This window comes from Comamonas avium (genome assembly GCF_014836675.1).
GTDB classification, from domain to species: Bacteria; Pseudomonadota; Gammaproteobacteria; order Burkholderiales; family Burkholderiaceae_C; genus Comamonas; species Comamonas avium.
In genome coordinates, this window is record NZ_JACSQK010000002.1 from 526,068 (window position 1) to 548,325 (window position 22,258).

22 protein-coding genes are annotated in these 22,258 nt (G+C 50.2%); 7 read left to right on the forward strand and 15 right to left on the reverse strand.

Translation table 11 applies throughout. The features are described 5' to 3' along the window. Positions 1-61: 61 nt before the first annotated feature. The 4 genes from H9646_RS05060 to motA all read right to left on the reverse strand — a co-directional run bounded on the left by H9646_RS05060 (position 62) and on the right by motA (position 3,122). Complete coding sequence (locus tag H9646_RS05060) at positions 62-811, reverse strand: protein phosphatase CheZ (RefSeq protein WP_191722233.1); 750 nt, start codon at positions 809-811, stop codon at positions 62-64. Between the two features lie 4 nt (positions 812-815). After that, positions 816-1,208 (reverse strand): chemotaxis response regulator CheY, encoded by a 393-nt coding sequence (cheY, locus tag H9646_RS05065; RefSeq protein WP_287914643.1) that lies wholly within the window; start codon positions 1,206-1,208, stop codon positions 816-818. 75 nt (positions 1,209-1,283) lie between these two features. Then, on the reverse strand, positions 1,284-2,261 hold the full coding sequence (motB, locus tag H9646_RS05070) for a flagellar motor protein MotB (RefSeq protein WP_191722234.1): 978 nt from the start codon (positions 2,259-2,261) through the stop codon (positions 1,284-1,286). A 3-nt stretch (positions 2,262-2,264) separates the two neighbouring features. Continuing rightward, complete coding sequence (gene motA, locus H9646_RS05075) at positions 2,265-3,122, reverse strand: flagellar motor stator protein MotA (RefSeq protein WP_191722235.1); 858 nt, start codon at positions 3,120-3,122, stop codon at positions 2,265-2,267. A 159-nt stretch (positions 3,123-3,281) separates the two neighbouring features. Here motA and H9646_RS05080 point away from each other — a divergent pair, with 159 nt between their 5' ends. Together H9646_RS05080 and H9646_RS05085 are read left to right on the forward strand one after the other, a co-directional pair. Next, positions 3,282-4,928, forward strand: coding sequence for an O-linked N-acetylglucosamine transferase, SPINDLY family protein (locus tag H9646_RS05080; protein ID WP_191722236.1), 1,647 nt, complete (start codon positions 3,282-3,284; stop codon positions 4,926-4,928). Continuing rightward, positions 4,925-6,082, forward strand: coding sequence for a DegT/DnrJ/EryC1/StrS family aminotransferase (locus H9646_RS05085; protein WP_191722237.1), 1,158 nt, complete (start codon positions 4,925-4,927; stop codon positions 6,080-6,082). Before H9646_RS05080 ends, H9646_RS05085 begins: the two co-directional genes overlap by 4 nt. A 1-nt stretch (position 6,083) precedes the next feature. Here H9646_RS05085 and H9646_RS05090 read toward each other — a convergent pair whose 3' ends face one another. From H9646_RS05090 to H9646_RS05135, 10 genes are all read right to left on the reverse strand, one after another. After that, on the reverse strand, positions 6,084-7,097 hold the full coding sequence (locus H9646_RS05090; protein ID WP_191722238.1) for a methyltransferase: 1,014 nt from the start codon (positions 7,095-7,097) through the stop codon (positions 6,084-6,086). 53 nt (positions 7,098-7,150) lie between these two features. After that, positions 7,151-8,251, reverse strand: a complete 1,101-nt coding sequence (locus tag H9646_RS05095; protein WP_191722239.1) for an RIO2 family protein — start codon at positions 8,249-8,251, stop codon at positions 7,151-7,153. Between the two features lie 60 nt (positions 8,252-8,311). Continuing rightward, entirely contained in the window at positions 8,312-9,655 is a 1,344-nt protein-coding gene (locus H9646_RS05100; protein ID WP_191722240.1) for a class I SAM-dependent methyltransferase, read from the reverse strand. Positions 9,656-9,711: 56 nt separating this feature from the next. After that, positions 9,712-10,386: a DapH/DapD/GlmU-related protein gene (locus tag H9646_RS05105; RefSeq protein WP_191722241.1), complete on the reverse strand. Its 675-nt coding sequence runs from the start codon at positions 10,384-10,386 to the stop codon at positions 9,712-9,714. Continuing rightward, positions 10,380-11,510 (reverse strand): aromatic ring-hydroxylating oxygenase subunit alpha, encoded by a 1,131-nt coding sequence (locus tag H9646_RS05110; RefSeq protein WP_191722242.1) that lies wholly within the window; start codon positions 11,508-11,510, stop codon positions 10,380-10,382. Before H9646_RS05110 ends, H9646_RS05105 begins: the two co-directional genes overlap by 7 nt. A gap of 13 nt (positions 11,511-11,523) precedes the next feature. Beyond that, entirely contained in the window at positions 11,524-12,159 is a 636-nt protein-coding gene (locus H9646_RS05115) for an acetyltransferase (RefSeq protein WP_191722243.1), read from the reverse strand. Positions 12,160-12,187: 28 nt separating this feature from the next. Further along, a complete protein-coding gene (locus H9646_RS05120; protein ID WP_191722244.1) occupies positions 12,188-12,955 on the reverse strand; it encodes an SDR family NAD(P)-dependent oxidoreductase in 768 nt (255 codons plus the stop codon). Positions 12,956-12,959: 4 nt separating this feature from the next. Beyond that, entirely contained in the window at positions 12,960-13,997 is a 1,038-nt protein-coding gene (locus tag H9646_RS05125; protein ID WP_191722245.1) for a ketoacyl-ACP synthase III, read from the reverse strand. 25 nt (positions 13,998-14,022) lie between these two features. Beyond that, a complete protein-coding gene (locus tag H9646_RS05130) occupies positions 14,023-14,253 on the reverse strand; it encodes an acyl carrier protein (protein ID WP_191722246.1) in 231 nt (76 codons plus the stop codon). A gap of 99 nt (positions 14,254-14,352) precedes the next feature. Then, the gene (locus H9646_RS05135; protein WP_191722247.1) at positions 14,353-15,660 is read right to left on the reverse strand and encodes a flagellin; all 1,308 of its coding nucleotides are present in this window, start codon (positions 15,658-15,660) and stop codon (positions 14,353-14,355) included. Between the two features lie 391 nt (positions 15,661-16,051). Between H9646_RS05135 and H9646_RS05140 the strand changes: the two genes are divergently transcribed. The 5 genes from H9646_RS05140 (at position 16,052) to H9646_RS18365 (ending at position 21,404) form a co-directional block, all read left to right on the forward strand. Beyond that, the gene (locus H9646_RS05140; protein ID WP_191722248.1) at positions 16,052-17,302 is read left to right on the forward strand and encodes a flagellin; all 1,251 of its coding nucleotides are present in this window, start codon (positions 16,052-16,054) and stop codon (positions 17,300-17,302) included. A 221-nt stretch (positions 17,303-17,523) separates the two neighbouring features. After that, entirely contained in the window at positions 17,524-18,759 is a 1,236-nt protein-coding gene (locus tag H9646_RS05145; RefSeq protein ID WP_191722249.1) for a flagellin, read from the forward strand. 418 nt (positions 18,760-19,177) lie between these two features. After that, positions 19,178-20,560 carry a flagellar filament capping protein FliD gene (gene fliD, locus H9646_RS05150; protein WP_191722250.1) on the forward strand — a complete coding sequence of 461 codons (1,383 nt, stop codon included), beginning with the start codon at positions 19,178-19,180 and terminating at the stop codon, positions 20,558-20,560. 63 nt (positions 20,561-20,623) lie between these two features. Then, entirely contained in the window at positions 20,624-21,088 is a 465-nt protein-coding gene (gene fliS / locus H9646_RS05155) for a flagellar export chaperone FliS (protein ID WP_404813081.1), read from the forward strand. Between the two features lie 67 nt (positions 21,089-21,155). Then, entirely contained in the window at positions 21,156-21,404 is a 249-nt protein-coding gene (locus tag H9646_RS18365) for a flagellar protein FliT (protein WP_225213982.1), read from the forward strand. A gap of 350 nt (positions 21,405-21,754) precedes the next feature. Here the strand turns inward: H9646_RS18365 and fliE are convergent, their stop codons facing one another. Further along, positions 21,755-22,078, reverse strand: a complete 324-nt coding sequence (gene fliE / locus H9646_RS05165; protein WP_191722251.1) for a flagellar hook-basal body complex protein FliE — start codon at positions 22,076-22,078, stop codon at positions 21,755-21,757. Positions 22,079-22,258: the final 180 nt, after the last annotated feature.

Below are 22,258 nucleotides of genomic sequence, written 5' to 3' on the forward strand. Positions count from 1 at the left end.
GATCTTTGCAAGCTAAAAGTATGTGAAACGTCCATTAGATAAGCGTTGGTAGCTCTTGTTTTTAAAAACCCAGGCTGGCCAGCAAATCATCCACTTGGGATTGAGAGGTCACCACATCTTCCGCGTCTGGGTTGACCACGGGGCCTTCCAGCTTGGGATGCACGGGCTGTGCCGTAGGCGGGGCTGCTGGCTCGGAAGACTCGGCCAATGCAGCGGCCCACAGATCGTCTGCCTCGTCGGCAGCAACCACCGCAGCGGCCGCCACCACAGAAGGGGCCACTGCTGCGCTGGCAGGTTCAGGTGCCTGAGGTGCTGTCTGCACCAGCAGCGTGACTAGCTGTGACTCAATGGAAGCTGCCAGCGTCACCACCTTGGCAATGACCTGCCCGGTCAGATCATGAAAGTCCTGGGCCATCATGATGTCGGTTAACTGGTTGTCCACGATTTCCGTGGATTTTTCCATGTCTTCCAGGTAATTCATGATGTGCCCCTTGGCCACCGCGGCCACCGGGTCAGCAATCATCGACTGGCGCATCTTCTTGGTCTGCGCCACGATGTCGGTCTGTCGGTCCTTGGCGTCATCCACCAGCGTCAGCACCTTCTCGGCCGCTTCTCCGGTCAGGCGCGCGATATAGGACAGTCTGTTTTGTGCATCCGGCAACTCTTGTGCTGAACCGCGCAAGCGCTCCGCATAGCCAAGCTCACGCAGCGCATCATGCAACTGACGCGTCAGCAGACCAATCTGAGTGTGTACATTGCCCTGGTCAAAGCCCGCAGGTAATGTATCGCTGGGGGGCGTTGCTTGGTCCATGAACTTAGCCCAACCCAACCTTCTTCAAGATCAGGTTGACCTTTTCTTCCAGCGTTGCCTTGGTAAAAGGCTTGACGATGTAGCCGGCAGCACCACCTTGGGCCGCAGCGACGATGTCTTCCTTGCGGGCTTCGGCGGTCACCATCAGGACGGGCAGGTGTTTGAGCTTTTCATCTGACTTGATTTCCGTCAGCAGCTGAAAACCATTCATGTTCGGCATATTGATGTCAGTAACGACAAAGTCGAACTTGCTGTTGCGCAGCTTGTGCAGCGCAACGACACCGTCTTCAGCCTCATCGGCCTCGGTGTAACCGCTTTCTTTCAACAAATTACGCACGATACGGCGCATGGTGGAGAAGTCGTCAACGATCAAAAAGCGAAGGGCATTGTTAGCCACGGGGGACCCTTTCGGTCAAATATGCACTGAATGAAGCCTGTGCAAAGCACGGGTTTCGTCCGATTTCACAAATTGTCACGGAGTTTGCGATGCTGGAGGGTGATTCTCCTGCTTTTCCGTATTCAATTTGCTGTCTTGGTAGACAGATGGGGTTTGCTTGCCTAGCAAACGCTCTTCTGCCTCGTGCGTGAGCACGGTAATAGTGATACGCCTGTTTTGTGCGGCGCGTGGTTCGTCAGGGTAGAGCAAATCGCTGGCCGCCAAACCTACTACGCGCGCCAGCTTGTCATTGGGCATACCGGCCGAGACCAGCTCGCGGCGCGAAGCGTTGGAGCGGTCTGTGGACAGCTCCCAGTTGCTATAGCCTTTGTCACCCGAGCCGTACGGCGCTGCATCGGTGTGGCCAGCCAGGCTGATGCGGTTTTCCACCCCACCGAGCGCAGAGCCAACTTCGCGCAATATATCTCGCATATAGGGCTTGACGATGGCGCTGCCGATGTCAAACATGGGGCGATTTTGTTCATCCACAATCTGGATTTGCAAGCCATCGGGGGTCACGTCCATGCGGATTTGTGACCGGTATTCGTTTAGCGTGGCATTGCTGGAGATCATCGCGTCAATCTTGGCGCGCAATGCCTTGATGCGCTGGGCATCCTGCTGTGCACGCTGCTGGCGCATGTTTTTGCGGTTCTGGTCGTTTTCATCCGCCTCGGAGCGTTTGACCTGGCCATGCACCTTCGCCAAATCAGTACCACCGCCAGGAATGATGCTGGAGCTATTGCCCGAGCCATCACCCCCGTTCATCGCCACTTTAAGTGGTGAGTTGAAATAAGCGGCAATGCCTTGCAGATCACCTTTGGAAGTGGAGCCCAGCAGCCACATCAGCAAAAAGAACGCCATCATCGCCGTCATGAAGTCGGCATAGGCAATCTTCCACGCACCGCCATGGTGGCCGTGGTCACCCTTCTTGATGCGCTTGATGATGATGGGCTGCAGCTTCTTTTCATTAGCTGCACCGGACTGAGCACCGCCGGGGGCGTTTGGGGGCGGCATCGCTTACTTCCTCTTGACGTGCTCTTCCAGCTCCAGAAAGCCGGGACGTTCGGTTGAGTAAAGAACCTTGCGGCCAAACTCAATGGCGGTGGGCGGGTTGTAGCCTTGCATGCTGGCAATCAGGGTGCACTTGATGCACTCGAACTCTTTGTGACCGTCCTGCTGGCGCTGTTCAACCAGCCCTGCCAAAGGCTCGACCAGCGCATAGGCCAGCAAGATCCCCAAAAATGTACCCACCAGTGCAGAGGCAATCATGCCGCCCAGCACAGAAGGGGGCTGGCCAACCGAGCCCATGGTGTTCACCACACCCAGCACCGCAGCCACAATACCGAAGGCCGGCAGCGCACCGGCAAGGCGCTGCAGCGCCACGACAACGCGATGACCTTCCTGGTGGTGGGCTTCAATTTCGTTGTCCATCAAGGACTCGATCTCATGTGAATTCAGATTGCCCGACACCATCATGCGCAGATAGTCGGTAATGAATTCGACCAGATGGTGATCGGCCATCAGGTCTGGATATTTTTGAAAGATTTCAGAGTTTTCAGGCTCTTCCACGTCCATTTCAATGGCCATCAACCCTTCTTTTCGGGCTTTTTGCAGCAAGTCATAGAGCAAGGCCAGCAAGCTCATGAAGCGTGCTTTGGTAAATTTGGATCCCTTGAGCGCTGAAGGAATCGACGCCATCGTGGCTTTGAGCACCTTGGGCTGGTTGCTCACAATGAAGGCGCCAATCGCTGCGCCGCCAATGGTGGCCATTTCGAATGGGAGGGCTTTGCCCAGTACGCCCATGTTTCCGCCATGAAGAGCGTAAACACCGAAGACGCAGCCGAAGGCGATGATGTAACCAATAAGGACAAGCATGGTGGTGATTCTGTCAGACTGAATGCCAATCAAAAGACGGAACTGGCACAAAAGCCAGCGTTTCTTTTTTGGTTTGGGTTGGGCCTGAGGGAGTCAAGCTCGGATAGGCTGGAGATATATGTCTATCGGCAGATCACCCCATTTTCTTGAGTACTGTGTATGAGCGCCCCCATTTTTTCTGCTGCCCCAGTGACGCTGGAGCAGGAGTTGCATCGAATCAACACCACGCTAGTGCCCCAGCATCAATTTCTGGAAGCACTGACGCAGTTGATGCTGCTGGCCAAGGAGCACGTGGCTGATGCTCAGTTGTGGCTTCTGATTGGGCACGTCTACACACGCATGGCGCACTGGACCGATGCCATTGCCGCACTGGAAACTGCCATTGCCTTGAACCCGCAATTGCATGCGGCCAATCGCTTGCGGGCTTTGGCGTTGTTCAGCATGGGGCAGCAGCAACAGGCATGTGATCTGATTGATAAAGTCGTGAAGAAGTCATCGGAGAGTGGCGACTGGATGCTGCGCGCCTACCTGCATGCGCACACCAGCCGCGACCCGATGAAAGCACTGCAAATGGCCCGAGACTGGGGCAAACGCTTTGCCGATCCGCTCACGCGCAATGCCAAACCCTTGAAAGTGGCAGACCGCAATCCGCGAAAGAGACTCAAAGTTGGCTATGTGACGGCAGACTTTCGAGAGCACTCCGTGGCATTTTTCATGCAGCCGGTGCTCGAGCATCACAACCCCAATGATGTGGAGGTGCATGTTTATTCCAACGGCCCCTCGGATCAAGTCACCACGCAAATGCGCGCCCTGGTGCCGCACTGGCATGAGATACAGGCTGACAGTGATGAAACGGTCTGCGAAAAAATCCGGCAGGACGGCATCGACGTACTGGTGGACTTGTCCGGCTTTACCCATGGCCATCGCCTGGGTGTATTTGCCCGGCGCGCAGCGCCCGTGCAAGTGACCTGGCTGGGTTATATGCAGACACTGGGCATGAAAGCAATGGACTACCGGCTGGTGGATGCTGGCGTAGCACCTCCAGGCCATGGTGGTTATTACTCAGAAGCGTTGTTTTACTTATTTTGCATGTCTAGCTATGTGCCGCCTGCGTATGCGCCGCTATCTGCAGAGCCTCCCATGCTGCGCAACGGCTATCCCACCCTGGTGTCGCTCAACAACTCTGCCAAAATTACCGATGCGACGCTGCGGATATGGGCTCGGATATTGCAGGCACGCCCCGACGCTCGTCTCATTATTGTGGTCAAAGAAGAAAACGCGGACGCAGCCCAGGCGCATATGCAGCCGCGCGTGCAAGCAGCGGGTATGCCATTGGAGCGCGTGTCAGTGCTGCAGCAGCAACCGTTGAGAAACTTTATGGAGCTGGGTCACATTGCCGATGTTGCACTGGACACTTCGCCCATATCCGGAGGCACGACTTCTTTGCATACTTTGTGGATGGGCCTGCCTATTGTTGCCATGGATGCTGTGCGCGCTGTAGATGCATCCACGGCACGCATGTTGCGCGGAAAGCTTGCCCCTCTGGGCGAAGTCGCCAAAGATGCGCAGAGCTACATCGATGCGGCGCTGAGCTTAATGAATTCGCCACAGCGTCTGGTGCAAATAAGGGCGCAGTCGCGCACTTGCCTTAAAAAATCTGTATTGATGGACTATGGTTCCCGCACGAAGGAGCTGGAGAAGGCTTATCGGCTTATGTGGCTGAACTATTTACATGGTCACCGCAAAGCGCTAAGTACCGAGACTGCTTTGAGCTCATTGCTTGCTGACACGGAAACGATGTCATGAGTGAGCGAAAAGAGTCGACCTGGATACCTCTTTTGGTTCCGGATATGCCGTCTCCGCAGGAGCTGCTGCCCTGGCTTGAGCGCATGCACAAAGCTCGGCAATATTCGAACTTTGGTCCCTTGGTCCAGGAGCTGGAAACAGAGTTTTCTGTGCAGTTCGATGTGCCGAAAGAGCAGCTTGTCACCGTTGCAAATGCAACGCTTGCCTTGGAATTGGTATTGCAAGCGCTCGATCTGTCTTCGGGCTCCCGCATATTACTGCCTGCTTTTACCTTTGTTGCTACGGCCACGGCAGTGATCCGAGCTGGGCATCAACCGGTGCTTGCGGACGTGGATGCGAGCACATGGATGCTCACACCTGAAATTGCGCGTGCTGCTTGCGAGCGCATGCGCATAGATGCTGTATTGCCTGTAGCCACGTTTGGCATGCCGCATGACATGCAGGCATGGCAAGAATTTGAACGAGATACAGGTTTGCCGGTCGTCATAGATGCAGCAGCGGCATATGGCAGCCAATCGCTGCAAAATGCAGAAGGAACCTTGGTTTTCAGTTTGCACACCACGAAAAGCTTGCCATCGGGTGAAGGAGGATTGGTTATCTCCACTCGTCCAAATCTAGCTAATAAGGTACGCCAGCTTTCCAATTTTGGTATCAATCTTAATTCTTCTGCTTCTGTGCCTTCCGGTTTTCTAGTCGCTCCTGGAACTAATGCCAAAATGAGCGAATACCACGCAGCTGTTGGCTTGGCTTCTTTGAAAAAATGGGAAATTTATGCCAGCAAACGACGTGAGTTACAGGGTGATTTAATAAGAAAAATAAACCTAATCAGTGATCACACCTTGTCTTGGCAGGCGGAGGGCTCCGGAGGACCGTTAAAAGCACCTACGTTGCTATGCGCCAAGTTGCCTAATATGGCTGCACGCCATGCATTAGAGCAAGCATGCCAAAGAGGCAATGTCATGACGCGCCGCTGGTACCAGCCCCTGCTGCATCACATGGATGCATTACAGCATCGGTGCTTGTCGTTGGCAGTGCCAAATGCTGAAGCACTGACACAGACCGTATTAGGATTGCCTTTCTTTACTGGCATGAGCCAAAATCAGTGTCAGCGAATAATCGATGTAATAACTGATGCAGTAAAAGCACAGGATTAATTTACTGTTTTATGCATTCCAGAATGCTGAGATCAAATACATTGGTTTCTTGCATATCTCGTATTTTCAATCCAGAACGTTGAAGTAAATTTTCGAAATCGGAAAGCGTTCTCAATTTTCCGCAAGTCCAGATGGCTTGTTCATAAGCACGGGCCTGCATGAGCACATTGTCCTTGTGCTGAGGTTGTTTGACGCCTTCAATGATGAGTAGCCGGGAAGATGAATCCATTGCCTGAGCAATATTCATGAGGACAGTGCAAACTGATTCATCGTCCCAGTCATGCAAAGTATGCTTAATCAAATAGGTGTTGAATCCTGTGGGAATGTGCTTGAGCATGTTGCCAACAATAAATGTTACTTGCGGCACCCCAGCTTGCTCTGCGACTTCTAGTGCATGTTCTTGGAATATAGGTTCCATATGGGGCTGATCAAGCACTGCACCCACCGCTTGAGGGTTTTGTATAGCCAGTTGAAAGGCCAATGCACCTTTGCCCCCTGCAATATCCAAAAATCGTTCGCCTGCATGCAATTGAATGATTTTCGTCAATTCAGGAAGATGTGCTAAGTGAGAAATTCGATCCTGAAATTTTTCAAATGATTTGCCTAGCGCGCGATTGGTGCGGTAGTGCTCCCAGATAGTGGCTCCATTCGCCGCCTCATAGGCATTCATGTCCTGTGTTAACCATGCTGGAGTTTGCGCTGCCGCAGATTGCAATCCCTCAGCCCAAATAGTGAAATAGTCACGTTCCCATGAATTGACCGCTCGTGTTAGATTCATCCCCTTCTTTCTTAGGAAGTAACAATTATCCTTTTGACCAAGGAAATCCATTGAAACTGCCAAATCTAATAATATTTGCAACTTTGCAGCATTGATGCTGCATGAGTTGGCAAGGTTCTGGGATGAGGATTTTCCGGCAATCAGCTTATCAAATATGTCTATTTTTATGAGTGTGTAAATACTTTGGGCGATATAGGTTGAATTTATTAGATCAAATGTGCTAAGTTTTTGAAGCATGATACAAGTGCCTGGGTATTGATATTTGATAAGTTTCTTTGATTTAGAGTTTTCTATGAACTTTGTTTCATGAAAAACACATCTGAAAAATAATTCAAAAATCGATAAGATAATTCTGGATCAATGTCTAGTGAATACTGTGCATTAAATAGTACAAAATTTGCAGTAAATTCTTCCAAACTTACGCCAGTTGTTTCCACGAAATATGAGTGTACGATTTTGGATATTGTCTCGTTCGAAAAATAATCAATAGTATTCGTTCTTCTCTTGACAGGGTAGCCCATGCCAACTTTAGCAATTGCCCAGCCAGCCCAATCGATAATTCGGAAATCATCTTTTGGCAGAATTAAGATATTAAATCTGTGAAGGTCGCTGTGATAAATGAATGAGCGAGATTTCTGAGATATTGAAAATATATTCTCAATATAGTTATTGACAGACGCGTTATTATTTTTATTTTTTTCTGAAAGTAATAGTGTTATTCTTTTTTTATCAATTGGGATTTCGTTGAATATTGAAGTGAATTTGGCGGAGGCCGTGTTCCAGAGATGGATGATTGACTTTTTATGCCATGTATCCTGGAATTCTTCTAAATCCGGGTGGCGTCCATTTTCTATATATTCATCAAAACAGAAGTAATAGTCGCCCTTCTGAAGCACACCGAGGGATTTTGCTGATTTAAGTTGAAGATTTTCAGTTTTTATAAGCGTTTGAAGAGTTTCAATTTCTTGAATATTAACTCTGTCTGCGTATATTCTTTCTATAATTTTTATTTCTTGCCCATGTTGAGTTGCTGTATGTAGCAAGATATCTAAGGCTGCATTGCCACCATTTAAATTAATGGTGTTTTTCCATAAAAAATCTGGATTTATCTCAGTTAATCGCTTCCGGAACTGTATGGGATTAAAGTGAATTCTTAAATATTCCTTTTCGTATTTTAAAAGATTTTCTAAATTTCCTGTGACCCAGGATGGGAGATTTTTTTTCGAATCATCATCTAAGCATTGAATAAAATAATAAACTCGATCAATATGCTTCTTGTCAAAAAAACTATAAATACAGCGCATCATGTCTGATTTTGAAATACTTATTTTTTCTGCAGGTGGCTGACCCAAAGAAATCTGGTGATGCTGATGGTTTATTTCTGTATTCATTTTAAAGTTATTTATAAAAATCGCGCCAATATGGCGCGATTAATTATGAGATTATGATTGTTATTCGTTTTTGTTGTATTGGAAAATAAAGAATGAACGTCTTCTTTTGTTGTCGTCCTTAAGAATGCCCTGGTGAATAATTGAAAATTTAGCTTCTAAGAAGGCTGGCATATTTCGGAAGAATTTAAGAAGTTCGGCATCATTGGTTACATCGTGGCTTTCTATCAAAACAAAACCATTGGGGTTGAGTAAGTTTTGCAGTATTTCAACATAGCCCTTCATGGGCAATCCGATCCATCCATGAACAGCGAACGAGAAAATAAAATCGTATTTTTTATCGTTGTTTTTGATGAAGCTGTGAAAGTCAGTGGTGAGGAAGTTGCAGTTCTTTATTTCTTTGTTCAGAGCAAGGGTGTTAGCAATTTCGATCAAATCAGGATTAATGTCGAACCCAGTATATTGAGCGGATATTTTAGAAACCTCAATGCCAAAGCAGCCGATATTGCAGCCTATATCAAGAATGTCGTGATGAGGTTGAATCCATTTTTCTAACGAATATTCTTTGATTCTTTCTAGTGTGGGGCGCTGCCCAGGCAAACCCCATGCTTCGTGGCCCTGGTAGAAAGCATACTTGGATCCAAACTGCTGATTATTCTGCGAGAAGATAGAATGGATTTTTAATTTGCACTCCAGCCATGCATCTTGTGTTTCAGGCTTTTGGGAAAAATAGCAAATAATAGATTCACCACCTTGGATATCCAACGAAAGGTCTTCTTCGGTGAAGAAATCTATTTCTTGATCGTCGCTGGGATATTCTGGCAATCTGAAAATTACAGGAATAGTCTTTTCTTTATGATAGATGAATCCTGCGTAATACCAATATCCAATAATTATATTTGGGAAATTCTTGTAATCGCCTGGATAATCCATTGCAGCGCCGGGTTCGTATGAACATGGTGCAATAGATTCTTTAATTTTCTTGATGGATGTCTTAGAGAAAATTTTATATTTATAAAAATTAACAGACTTCCAGGAGAGAATTTTTTTAATTAAATCCTCACGATGGGGATTGCTATTCCAAACTTCTTCTTCATGAGGATTTTTATTATTTTTGTTTTCAGTTAATGAAAAAATTCCTTGCGTGACTCGGTAATCATTATCTGGCGTTAAATTTTTCTTAAATAATTCAATTCTTTTTTGGCGAATTTTTTGTAAAGATGGGTCGTGAAAAAAATTCAAACTGACGGACCAGTGATAGGCCTCATCAATTTTTCCAAGAAATAGAGATAAATATGCAGCTTTTTTACGAAGCAGAAGACTGCTAGGGGTTGTTTCCAATTTTTTTATGGTTTCAAAATATTGGTCTTCGTAAGTAGTATGTGAGGCTTCTGCAGGTGTAGACATTTATATTCCTGGGTTGCTATTGATGCTGAAAATTTGATATTTATTTAACAGGCACTTTAAAAAGTACGGAAAGAGTAGCCAATCCCAGCTATCAAGGCTGGAGTCTGAAAACCAGGTTCCAAGAAAGCGCCATCCTGAAGTGGCTTATTCCATATGGTTCCTGGTTGATCAATGATGCAGTGATTGCCTATTTCCAAATCTTTACCAATATGTACATTGCTTCCAATCACACAATGACGTCCAATCTTTGTTTGAGAGCTAACGCTACTACCAGCACCGATGAAGCAATGCATACCTATCTGCACACTATTTTCCAGGCGTACTTGAGAGGAAATTAATACATTGGCTCCCAACGTGCACTTGCTGCTGATGATGGAGTGAGAGCCAATATGCACGTTTTCACCAATCTTTGCGCTGGGTGAAACATAAGCATTGGAGTGAATAAGACTGATTAACTTGTGGCCAGCAAGCTTGGCAGGCATGTACAGCTGCTCCAAGCGTATGTAGTTCAGTGCATGTTCATCAAGTGCGACGAAAACAAGGGACTTCTGTGGAATTTTAGAAAAAATAGAAGCGGATGAATTTTCGGTTAATGAAGCAATGCTTTCTATGCTGTGAGAAATAAGCTCGCTAGAAATAGAATAAGCGGCTTTGTCTGCGACGATTTCATCAAAAAGAGTGCCGTAACCTATGATGTGAACAGATTCTTTTATTTTTTCTGTAATTACCATGGACGCTCTCCCTTCAAGAGTTTTTCATAAACCTGTGCGAAAGATATAAGATATCTTTCATATTGCCCATGATGAACTTTGGGGCTTCCCGCATGAAGGCCTTTTTGCAAGCGTTCAAGATACATTCGATCTTCATGAAGCACATTGACATCATTGCGTATGCATCCACTCAAAATTGCAGGTAATGCACGAATACGTTGTTTTTCTTTTGCAACCGCCATTGTGAATCGAACAGCTGTACGGCTTGGGGTCAAGGGTTCATATTGTTCAATCTTGAAAACCATGCCCTCTGCGCAATTGAAATTCACATTGGGGAAAAGAAAGAAATTCTCGAAAAACCCGCCTTCGCCATAGCGATCAACCATAGAGTGCCATGGTTGAGGGGGGATTTTCAATGCTGCCCTGGTGTGGTAGCTTTGAGCATTTAGCGTGCTGGGTACATCGGGAAAAAATGGAATAGATGGCTGCTCGATTTTCTTTTTTGTTAAATTCGAGGAATTGTCTTTTGTTAATAAAGGAAGAAATGACTGGGGATGAACGTACGGAACATGGTTGTAATCTAAGACATTCTCATATTGAAGCTTCCAGTTGTAGTCAACTTCAACTGTTATGTGAGCTGTTTGTGCAGAGAAATGCGTGGATATATCCCGTAATTTGTCGAGAATTTCTGGGGTGAATTGCTTTTCGATCGGTAATGGATTTTCACTGAGATTGATGAAAATCATGTTCCCCACGATCTCTACTGCATAACGTTTCATGCATAATTTTTCTCTTTCTTCTGAGGAAAAATTGTAAAGATTAGATTCGTGGGGTATGCTTTTAACCGACCCATCATTATTGAATGTCCAGCCGTGATAAGGGCACCGCATGGGAGATTGCCCAAATCCTTCAGCCTGCAAGGGCACAAGGCGATGCGGGCATTGATTTTTAAAAGCTCTAATTTCTCCATTGCAATTTTGAATCAGTACAGGCTGCCCAGCCAAAGAGAGAGAGGCATACGCATTGGGAGCGGCCAAAGTACTACTCAGACAAGCAAAAAGCCAAAGCTGACGAAATATTTTGCTTCGCTCTTGTTCAAGAATCCCGGGGTCGGTGTAATGAAAATGGCTGAGTATGGATTGCATGGAACTGACTGAATTACGATGAGAATATGGTTCGCGCAGGATTTCCGAAAACAGTTGTTTTTGATGGGACATCCTTAATAACCACAGTACCAGCTCCAACGATAGCTTCCTCTCCTATCTGGACACCGGGAAGAATAGTCGCATGAGGATGTATGGTCGCAAATCGTCCTATTTTGGCTCCGCCACCAATAAATGACATGGCTCCAATCTGTGCATATTCTCCGACTTGCACATCGTGGCCTAGGATGGTTTGGCTGGAAATATTGGAGAAATTTTCCAATATCACATCCGGCCCTATTTGCGCGTATTCCGCAACAAAAACCCCATGACCAATTTTTACGCGTGGGGAGATATGACTTCTGGTAAGAATTGGAAAGAATTTACCATTCTTCAAGAAAAGTGGTTGTGAATATTCTTTTCGATCTTTTGGATTCCCTTGAGCGCAAACAAATGCATCCCCTAACTCCGGTTCATAAGTTAATGGGTTTCCTAGGATTGAAATATTGCAGTCATATGCTTGGAGAATGTCTTTGCGGCTATCAAGAAACCCCTTGATAGTCCACGAGATATTGAAGGAGGGGTCATTTTGCATCTGAGCAAGAACTTCTCTCCCCCAACCACCAGCACCAATAATGAGAATGTTGTCCATGAATTTTTATATGTGCTGTGTGGATGAATTAACTAATGGTCAGACCTCCATCCATGACCAGTGTTGTTCCGGTGATCCAGCGGCTGGCGTTAGACAGCAGAAAAACCACTGCATTTGCCACGTCCTCAGGTTTACCAAAGCCCAGCGGGTAGTTGGCACGCTCTTGCTCCAAAGAGCCGATCATGGTGGCGGTGGCTTCCAGTAGCGGGGTTTCGACCAGTGCGGGGGAGAGACAATTGGCACGGATGCGGCGTTTGATAACCTCCATGGCCAAGCAGCGCACCATGGCCAGTAGCGCTGCCTTGGTACCCGAATAGGCGGCAACACCAGGGACGCCAATGTGTGCGGCAATGCTGGCAATAAACACCATAGAACCATCTGCAGCTACTAAATTGCGCCTTAGCAGAGCCTGGGTCAGTAACATGGGGGCATCTACATTAATAGATTGAACCTCACGCAGGTGCTGCTCAGTCATCATGCGTACAGGGCTTAGGCGTGAAATGCCTGCACTGTGAACCACGCCATTAATAGTGCCTCCCGCCCCAACAAGCGCGACCAATTCATCGCGTTCAGAGGCTTTTGTCAGATCTGCCTCAATGGCTTGGTGTGCATGTGGCGAGATTGCTTTTAATTCTGACAGTGTCTGCGCCAGGCGCTGGGCATCGCGGCCAGTGCAGATGATTTCTGCCCCCATGCGAGCACAAGTCAATGCAATGGTTTTACCCAGACCTGAAGATGAGCCCGTTACCAATATGCGGTGACTCGCCAGAGAAAATGGATTGAAAGTGGGCGTCATTGCGTCATGCTTCCAGCATGGGAGGTAAGACGGCATTTTCTAAATCAAGAATGCAGGAACCCCACGAAAGACCAATACCAAATCCAGAAAGCAGCAGCTTGTGCCCGCGCGTGGAGAGGGTTTCATGCAGCCGCGCTGTCATGGTGACCGCTAGCGATGCGCCGCTGGTATTGCCTAGATCTGGCAAAGTGGATGGCACTTTCTCAGCACTAAGCCCCAGCTTTTTGCGGATGGTCTCGTTGATCATCCGGTTGGCTTGGTGAAAAAGAAAATAGTCGATTTCTGCCTTATCTACTTGCGCGTATTGCAGTAATCGCTCCACAGCAGGTGGCACTTGCTGGGTAGAAAAACTCAATACAGCCGGGCCATCCAAAATTAGGTCAGCAGGCCAGTGCATTACACCGTGTTCGTCCCTTTTTGGAATCAGGTGCTGTACACCAAAGGGTTCGCGGTGGCCGCCGGCTGGCAGCATGATCGCTCCTTTGCCGCGGCCATCACTATTGAGGTCGAAATACATCGGTGGTGCGTCAGGATCAAACTCTAATGCTGTGGCGGTGCCAGCGTCTGAAAAGAGTGGGTCCTTAACGTTGGCGCATTTGTCACCAACTAGCAACAGGGCTTTTTTCACACCGCCAGCAGAAATCATGCTGCCCAGCAGATGCAGGCCGAATGGGTAGCCGGAGCAGCCAAGATTTACGTCAAAAGCAATGGTTGATTGAGACAGCCCCAGCCTGTCTTGCAAAATGATGGCAGTGGAGGGGATCAGGTAATCGGGGGACTGGGTTACGACGATCAGCGCGTCGATTTCCTCGCGATGCCAGTGCAGCTCTTCCAGTAACTTTTCTGCAGCTACCAAGGCCAAGTCTGAAAAGGTCTGCCATTCAGGGCAGATACGCCGCGTCTTAATGCCGATATTTCGTACCAAGCGCTCTCGCTCTGAGCGTTGCGAAGGTGGACAGTCGCGAATGTTGTCCAGTACGCGGTGTGGAACGCAGCTCGCCATGCCTGCGAAGCGTACGTTGTGCAAAGTGGAAAGCGCCATGGGCAGTCCTTTAGTGTGTGGATTCTTAGCCCAGCAGCTTGTGCAGGTCAGCCACCGTCGTGCAAGTTTTAAGGTCGTCGCCTGTAATGGCTTTGCCAAATTCCACGTCAAACATCACGATCACTCCCAAAGCCGCCAGTGAATCCCACTCGGGCAGACTTTGGAGTTTGGTCTCTGGCGTTACTTCAACAACTTCTTGAAAATCCACGGCGGTCAGAAAGTTGTCAATGAATTGGTCGATAGAGGGGGTTGTCATAGGTAATCGGGGTGTAAAAGTTAATAAAAAAACCGCTTCGGCGCCAATGATAGACGCTGAAGCGGTTATGCCCTGGCTCAGAAATGGAGCCTGCTAGGCTTAGCCTTGCAGCAGCTGAAGCACGTTTTGCGGGATCTGGTTGGCTTGCGCCACCATCGCTGTGCCAGCTTGCTGCAGAATCTGTGTGCGGCTCAGGTTGGCAGTTTCAGCCGCAAAATCGGCGTCAATGATACGACCGCGTGCGGCAGAGAGATTTTCTACCTGAATGTCGATGTTGTTCACCGTATTCTCAAACCGGGCCTGTACTGCGCCCAGTGTGGCGCGCGCACCGTTGACCTGGTCAACTGCGCTGTCAATCTTCTTGAGCGCCACCCATGCGCCCGACTGGGTGCTGACATCCACATCTTCAATGCCGCGCGCATCCATCACTGAGCTTGCGCCAGCAGTACCACCGGCGATGTTAATGTTCGCAGTGTCTAAGCCAGTCATTGCGGCTGTAAAGTCTGCCCCGGGGCTGCCAAATGTTCCTGTGGGATCAGCTGGATCAGTAATGCTGCCAAACTGAACTTGTACGGGGCCGCCATTGGCGTCAAGCTTTTCAGACATGAACTCGACTTTATAGTTTTCGGTGCCCTCAATCTTGGTCAAATACGCACTGACACCTGTATCAGCGCTCTTTTTATTGATGGCTTCTACCACTTGGCCCAAACGCTGTTGGGGGCTGTCCGCGGCAGGCAGCTTGCCCAAGGACACGGTGGTCGTGGTGCCGCCAGAAGTGATCTGAATGCCAATGTCTCCTACCGACGGTACGGTGAAATCCGCCAAAGGCTGTCCTGCCGCGATCGGAGTGGCTGTTCCAACGCTTGCTTCTTCGGTTTTGGCATACGACACCGATGACAGCTGTGACGAGCGTGTATCTACCAGTGCGCCCAGCGTGATGTTGTCACCTGAATTAGCGCCGACCTGAAAGACGGCGCCAGCAAAGCTGCCGTCCAAAATTTTGGTGCCGTTGAAGTTGGTTTGCTTGGCCACCCGGTCAATTTCAGCGCTGAGCTGGCTGACTTCAGCCTGCAGTGCCTTGCGGTCGCTGGCGCTGTTGGTGGCGTTACCGGCCTGCACAGCCAATTCACGCATGCGCTGCAGCATGTCCCCCACCTTGCCCAGCGCGCCTTCGGCGGTCTGCGCTAGCGAGATGCCGTCGTTGGCATTACGCGAGGCCACTGTCAGGCCTTTGACTTGGGTATTCATGCGCTCAGCAATTGCCAGGCCAGCCGCATCGTCCTTGGCGCTGTTGACGCGCAGGCCAGACGACAGGCGCTGCATGGTCGTGTTGAGAGACTGGCCCGACAGCGCAAGGTTACGCTGCGCGTTGATCGAGGCGATGTTGGTGTTGATAGTTGCGGCCATTGCTGTGTTTCCTTTGGAAAAGCGGGTTGCTTTGCATCGCTACAGGCACCATAGGCACGAATACGTAGCAGGCAACGCTAGCGATGGGGACGATTCTTCCTTGACAACGCCATCCACATACCGTGAATAAGCGCTTGGTTTACCTACTTTCTTGGGGCTTTGCATGCAGTGATCACTGGCGGTGATGCCATTCCTCAGAGGGAAGTTGGGGAGTAATGAAAAAAAAGCTAAAGAAAAAAAATAGTGATCCGATAACAGTCTTGTACGGAGCAGGCATGCAGCACTTAACCAAAGAAGCGCTGCCAACTAAGGCACATAGAGGCCTGAGGCCATGCTCCGGCAGACCAAGCAATCATTCATTGAACACCGTTAGCACGTAAGGAATCGCATCATGGCCATGACCATCAACACCAACGTCGTCTCGATCAACGCACAACGCAACCTGGGCCTGTCCGGTAGCACGCTGAGCACCTCCATGCAGCGTCTGTCTTCGGGCCTGCGTGTCAACAGCGCCAAGGACGATGCGGCTGGCCTGGCCATTGCTGAGCGCATGAATACCCAGACACGTGGTCTGACTGTGGCTGCTCGCAATGCCAACGACGGCATCTCGCTGGCCCAGACCGCTGAAGGCGCACTGGGCAAGGTGGGTGACATGCTGCAGCGCATGCGTGACCTGGCCGTGCAGTCGAGCAACGCCACCAACAGCAAGAGCGACCGTGAAGCTCTGCAGGCTGAGCTGTCTCAGCTGCGTGGTGAAGTGGACCGTGTTGCCAAGACCACTACGTTCAACGGCTCCAAGCTGCTGGAAGGCAGCTTCACCGGCGGTGTGTTCCAGGTGGGCGCCAACGCCGGCGACAACATCACTGTCGGCGCATTGAGCGATGTACGTGCTGACAAGCTGGGTACTTCGGTGTATGGATCTGGCGAGATTGCCGCTACGGATGTGACGGGTGCAGCAGGCATGTTCGGCACTGGTGCAACCGCCAGCATGACCGCTGCGGATACGACCATCAGCATCACAGGTGCAGGCGCAGGTGCCGTTGCCCAAACGGTGACTATCAAGGCTGATGCCAATATGACGGCCGAGCAGGCTTTGGGTAAGGCTGTCGAGGCGATCAACTCCAAGACTGCAGACACAGGCGTAACAGCGTTCATCGAGAAGAACGCCGCAGGTGTCAATCAGATTCAATTCCGTGCTACCGCTGACAAGGCTGGTGAAGTTGACACCATTGCCATCACTTACAGCCGTGGCGCAGACGTGACCGGTGTTGGTGGAGGTACTTTGGTGGCTGCTGGAGCGATTGACGATATTGCTGCGGGCCAGGAAAAAGGTATTGATGGGATTGACATCAGCACCCAATCTGGCGCATGGGAAGCCTTGCAGCGTATCGACAAATCGATTGACCAGGTCAGCTCCGCACGTGCTCAGCTGGGCGCTATCCAGACACGTTTTGAAAAGTCGATCGAGAACATCGACATCCAGAACGAAAACATCACTGCAGCACGCGGTCGCATCATCGATGCTGACTTCGCTTCGGAAACAGCCAACCTGAGCCGCTCGCAAATCCTGCAGCAAGCCGGTACAGCCATGGTGGCCCAGGCCAACCAGTTGCCTCAGCAAGTGCTGAGCCTGCTCCAGTAACAAGACAGCGAACGTGTCAGGGCCTCTCTGCCAGACACGTTCGCTTTACCAAACATGGGCCATGCGCAATACCTGAACGTGCGGCGCAAGGCTCTTGAAGAACGGGTAGTCAACTGCCTGATAAAGAAGGTCTGGAGGCTTTGTATGCAGGGTTTTTCCTTGTGCGGGGATCGCCAGAACCGTCAATTACAGAGTGAGCGTTAGTTAAAAGGGGAAATCAAATGGCAATGACCATCAACACCAATGTTGTGTCCATCAATGCACAACGCAACCTGGGGCTGTCTGGCGGTTCGCTGAGCACTTCCATGCAGCGTCTGTCTTCGGGCCTGCGTGTTAACAGCGCCAAGGACGATGCGGCTGGCCTGGCAATTGCTGAGCGCATGAGCACCCAGACACGTGGTCTGACTGTGGCTGCCCGCAATGCCAACGATGGCATCTCGCTGGCACAAACGGCAGAAGGCGCGCTGGGCAAGGTGGGCGACATGCTGCAGCGCATGCGTGACCTGGCTGTGCAGTCGAGCAATGCAACCAACAGCAAGAGCGACCGTGAAGCTCTGCAGGCTGAGCTGTCTCAACTGCGTGGTGAAGTGGACCGTGTGGCCAAGACCACTACGTTCAACGGCTCCAAGCTGCTGGAAGGTAGCTTCACTGGCGGCGTGTTCCAAGTGGGTGCGAACGCGGGTGACAACATTACCGTAGGTGCATTGGGCGATACGCGTGTGGACAAGCTGGGTAATTCCATCTACGGCAAGGCTGATGCCGTTGACGTCGATTTGGTGAAGGGTAATACGGCTGCTGGTTTGTATGGCACAGGTACGACTGCCATGACTGCTGCAGACACCACCATCACGATTACGGGCTCTAACGGCACTGCAGTCACCGCGACTGTCAAGAAAGATGCCAACATGACGGCGGATCAGGCCTTGGGTAAGGTCGTTGAAGCCATCAACTCCAAGACGGCAGACACTGGTGTGACCGCTTTCCTGGAAAAGAACGCGACTTCTGGCGATATGGAAATCAACTTCCGCGCTACCGCTGATAAAGAGAGTGAACTGGCGGCCATTGAAGTCAAGGCTCAGGTGACGGGCGGTGCAGAAATTGAATTGGTAGCGGCCAATGCCATGGCTACCAACGCTGGTGGCGTAGGTATCGATAAGCTCGATATCGGTACCCAGTCTGGTGCATGGGAAGCGCTGCAGCGTATTGACAAAGCGATTGACTCGGTCAGTTCCGCTCGTGGCGAGCTGGGTGCTATCCAGACCCGTTTCGAGAAGGCTGTTGAGAACATCGACATCCAGAACGAAAACATCACTGCCGCTCGTGGTCGCATCATTGATGCTGACTTCGCTTCTGAAACAGCCAACCTGAGCCGTTCGCAGATTCTGCAGCAAGCTGGTACGGCCATGGTGGCCCAGGCCAACCAGTTGCCACAGAACGTGCTGAGCCTGCTGCGTTAATCACGGTTTCTGTCCATTCGGCTCCCATGGGGGCTGGATGGACGGAGCGAATGAACGTTTTGCTTTTAATGGCAGCCTTGTGCAGACAAGGCTGTCTTTTTTTTGGTTTCTATCTTGGTAGCGCTTGAGTTGTCTGCTTTTTTTTCTGCGTGAAATAATGCTTTTTTTGCCTTGACTGGCGGTAGCTGTGGGGCTGTCAAAACATCTCAAGTTTTGCCATGGCGTGTCGATACATCAGTCATGACGAGGGGCGTTGCGCTGTGCTCGTAAGTCGGATGGATTGGCGGGTGCTACAGGTTTTGTTTGGGCTTTTGCGTCTGAACGGCTTGCGTCACAATAAGCGGCGGTGCAAGCTGTCTGCTCAGGGTGACGCGACACCTCAGGCAAAACGTCGCACTTTATTCAGGAGGTTTTCACCATGGCAATTTCATCAGCGGGTATCGGCAGTGGTCTTAATGTTGCAGAGATCGTTGAAAAAATGGTGGCTGCCGAGAAAACCCCACTGAAAAAGCTGGAGACGCGCGCCGAAGGAATTCAGACCCAGATTTCGACCTACGGCGAGATCAAGTCGCTGACATCGACGCTGGGCGATATCGTTTCCAAGCTGGCGCGAGACAGTGCCTGGAACACGGTGAATATCAGCTCCAGCAATTCCACCCTCTCAGGGGTGATGACAGGAATTGCCACGCCTGGTACTTACAACATCAAAGTGACCCAGCTGGCGCAGTCGCAAACCACGGTCATTGGTGGTGCAGGTGCTGCAGCATTGGCCAAAGATGAATCCATGGGCAGCTCAGGAAAAATGAAGCTCACCATGGGAACGACGACCAAGGAAATTGATATTTCCAGCTCTGACACCCTGACGCAGATCGCCGCCAAGGTGAATGAGGCGGGCATGGGCATTCAGGCTTCCGTGATCACGGATGTGGACGGCAAAGAGCGCTTGATGATGCGTTCCAAGGAAAGCGGTACAGATAAGGCGTTCAGTGTCGATATTGATGCTTCACTGACCAAGCTGGGGCAAAACCAGGCCCAGGCGGCACAAAATGCCAAGGTCGAGTTGAATGGCGTGGTGGTGGAGTCGAGCTCCAATACGTTTGCCAACACCATTCCGGGTTTGTCCTTTACTGCATCTGAAGTGACGGCGAATGCCGCGACGCTGACGGTCAAGGCCGACACCGAGACGATGAAGAAGAACATCAAGGAGTTTGTAGATGCCTACAACGCCTTGAATGATCTGTTGTCCAAATCCACCAAGGGCTTGCGCACAGAGGCGGGCAAAGTGGATGAGGCTGCGCAAAGTACGGGCGCCGGCGTGTTGCAAGGTGATAGCGCCACGGTAAGTTTGCAAAACTCGCTGCGTATGCTGACCATGGGTGTGTCTGGAACCAGCGGTGCGTTCAAGAGCTTGTCTTCCATCGGTATTCAGATGCTGGAAGGCGGCAAGTTGTCGGTGGATGAAACCAAGCTGGATAAAGCAATTGTTTCTGTAGACGACCTGCGCGGGCTGTTTGCGGAAAAAGCAGATTCCATGGGGCAAAACGGTGGCATTGCGGTGAACTTCAAGGCTTTCACCGACAAGCTGCTGGCCTATGAGGGCACACTCAACGGCAAGGATGATGCGTTGAAAAAAGCACTCAAAAGCAATGGCGCAGAACAAGCCAAGGTGAATGATCGTGCGCAGGCGCTGGAAGAGCGGCTGTACAAGCAGTACACGGCGCTGGATGTGAAGATGTCTTCGCTCAACGCGTTGGATTCCTACGTCTCGCAGATGGTGACGAGCTGGAACCAGTCCAAGTAACGTCGCAAGGACCAAAGTCGGACACGCTTGAGTATTCGACGGACCAATTTTCTGAATGGGCGTGTGATCCCTGCGACAGGCAGGCCAGGCGTCATAGAACAAGAGTTAAGGATCAACATGTTTTCATCTCCAGGTTTTAGCAAGGCCAATACCTACCGCCAGGTGGGCGCGCATTCGGGTGTGGAGAACGCTTCGCCGCACCAGTTGATCCAGATGTTGTTCGATGGTCTTTTCCAGTCCCTTAATGCCACGCGCGGCGCGATGGAGCGCGGTGATGTGGAGGAAAAAGGTCGCCATATCAACAAATCTGTGCGCATTTTGCAAGAGGGCCTGGTGCTGGGCCTGGACCTTGAAAAGGGCGGTGAATTGGCTGCTAATTTGCGGCTGCTTTATGACTATTCTGTGGCCCAATTAACGAAAGCCAATGCCCACAATGATGTGGTTTTGGTGGAAGAAGTTATTAAGCTTTTGCAGCCCGTGGCGCAAGGCTGGAAAGAAATTGGACCCACTGCGAATCAAACCGTGTGAGGTGGTGGCTGTGCAGGAGAACAGATTGCTTGATTACTACAAGGCTATTGAGGCAAAGAGCGCTCAGATGTTGTCCGCTGCCATTCAACAGAACTGGGATTCTGTGATGGAGTGCGAAAGATCGTGTGCGGTGCTGATTGGTGAATTGCGCGTGCAATCCCATGAGGTGCAATTGACGGCACTGCAGCGCAAAGAAAAGACACGCATCATGCAGAGCATTTTGCGCAATGATGCACAAATTCGTGTGCTGGCCGAACCGTGGCTGGCAACGCTGGAGCACATGGGCAAAATGCCTGCAACCTCTGCGCTGCACTGAGTCATTACGTTGTTATCGCGATACCCTCCAAGGTTTTGCGAAAGCCCATTTGCCGCAAGGTGAATGGGCTTTTTTATTGGCGCAGGCAGGACTGTTTTAATTGCATAGCTGTTAGCGCTTATGTATCAATGATTTCAATGCTAAATAGTGCTGAAGTCCTTGTATATATTGCGCTGCTAGCTCACTTTATCTATATCTTGAAGGTGTTGAACCACGCTATGCGCGAGATGTCCGCACGTATGCAGGCAAAAAAAAGACCGCAACCCGAAGGGTGCGGCCATAAATTACAGAGTGAGCGTTGGGGCCTGTTGCTGGCCACGGGGGGGCGAGCAACATGCACAAGCAGGTGCTCAGACCTGCATGTTCATGACGTCGGTATAAGCCTGAACCAGGCGGTTGCGGACATGCAAGGTGGCTTGAAAGCCGATTTGTGCTTTTTGCATGGCAACCATGGTTTCTTCCAGGCTGACCGAGGGGTTTTCCAGCTGCACTTCTTTTTGCAGATGGGTGGAGTGGTTTTGCGCGGTGCTCACCGAGCGCAGCGCGTTTTCAAGTGCGGAGCTAAAACCATGGCCTTCAGCTTCTGCGGTTTGCACAGGTTTGGTCAACCGCTGGGCCATGTCGCTGGACAGTGTGGTCAACGGTGAGGTAGCGCTATGAAGTCGAAGGTCCATGATGTGTTTCCTTGATCTCTTTATGTGATCGATGGCGCAATCGTAGGCAATTGCAAACAAAGCATCTGCGCAAATAAGTGGGGAAACGGGCGCTTTATCTGGGGAACGGAAAAGCAGGAAGTTTGAATAATCGGCAACACGTTGGGTTCCGTGTCGAGCCCAAGCACTCCATCTGGAAAG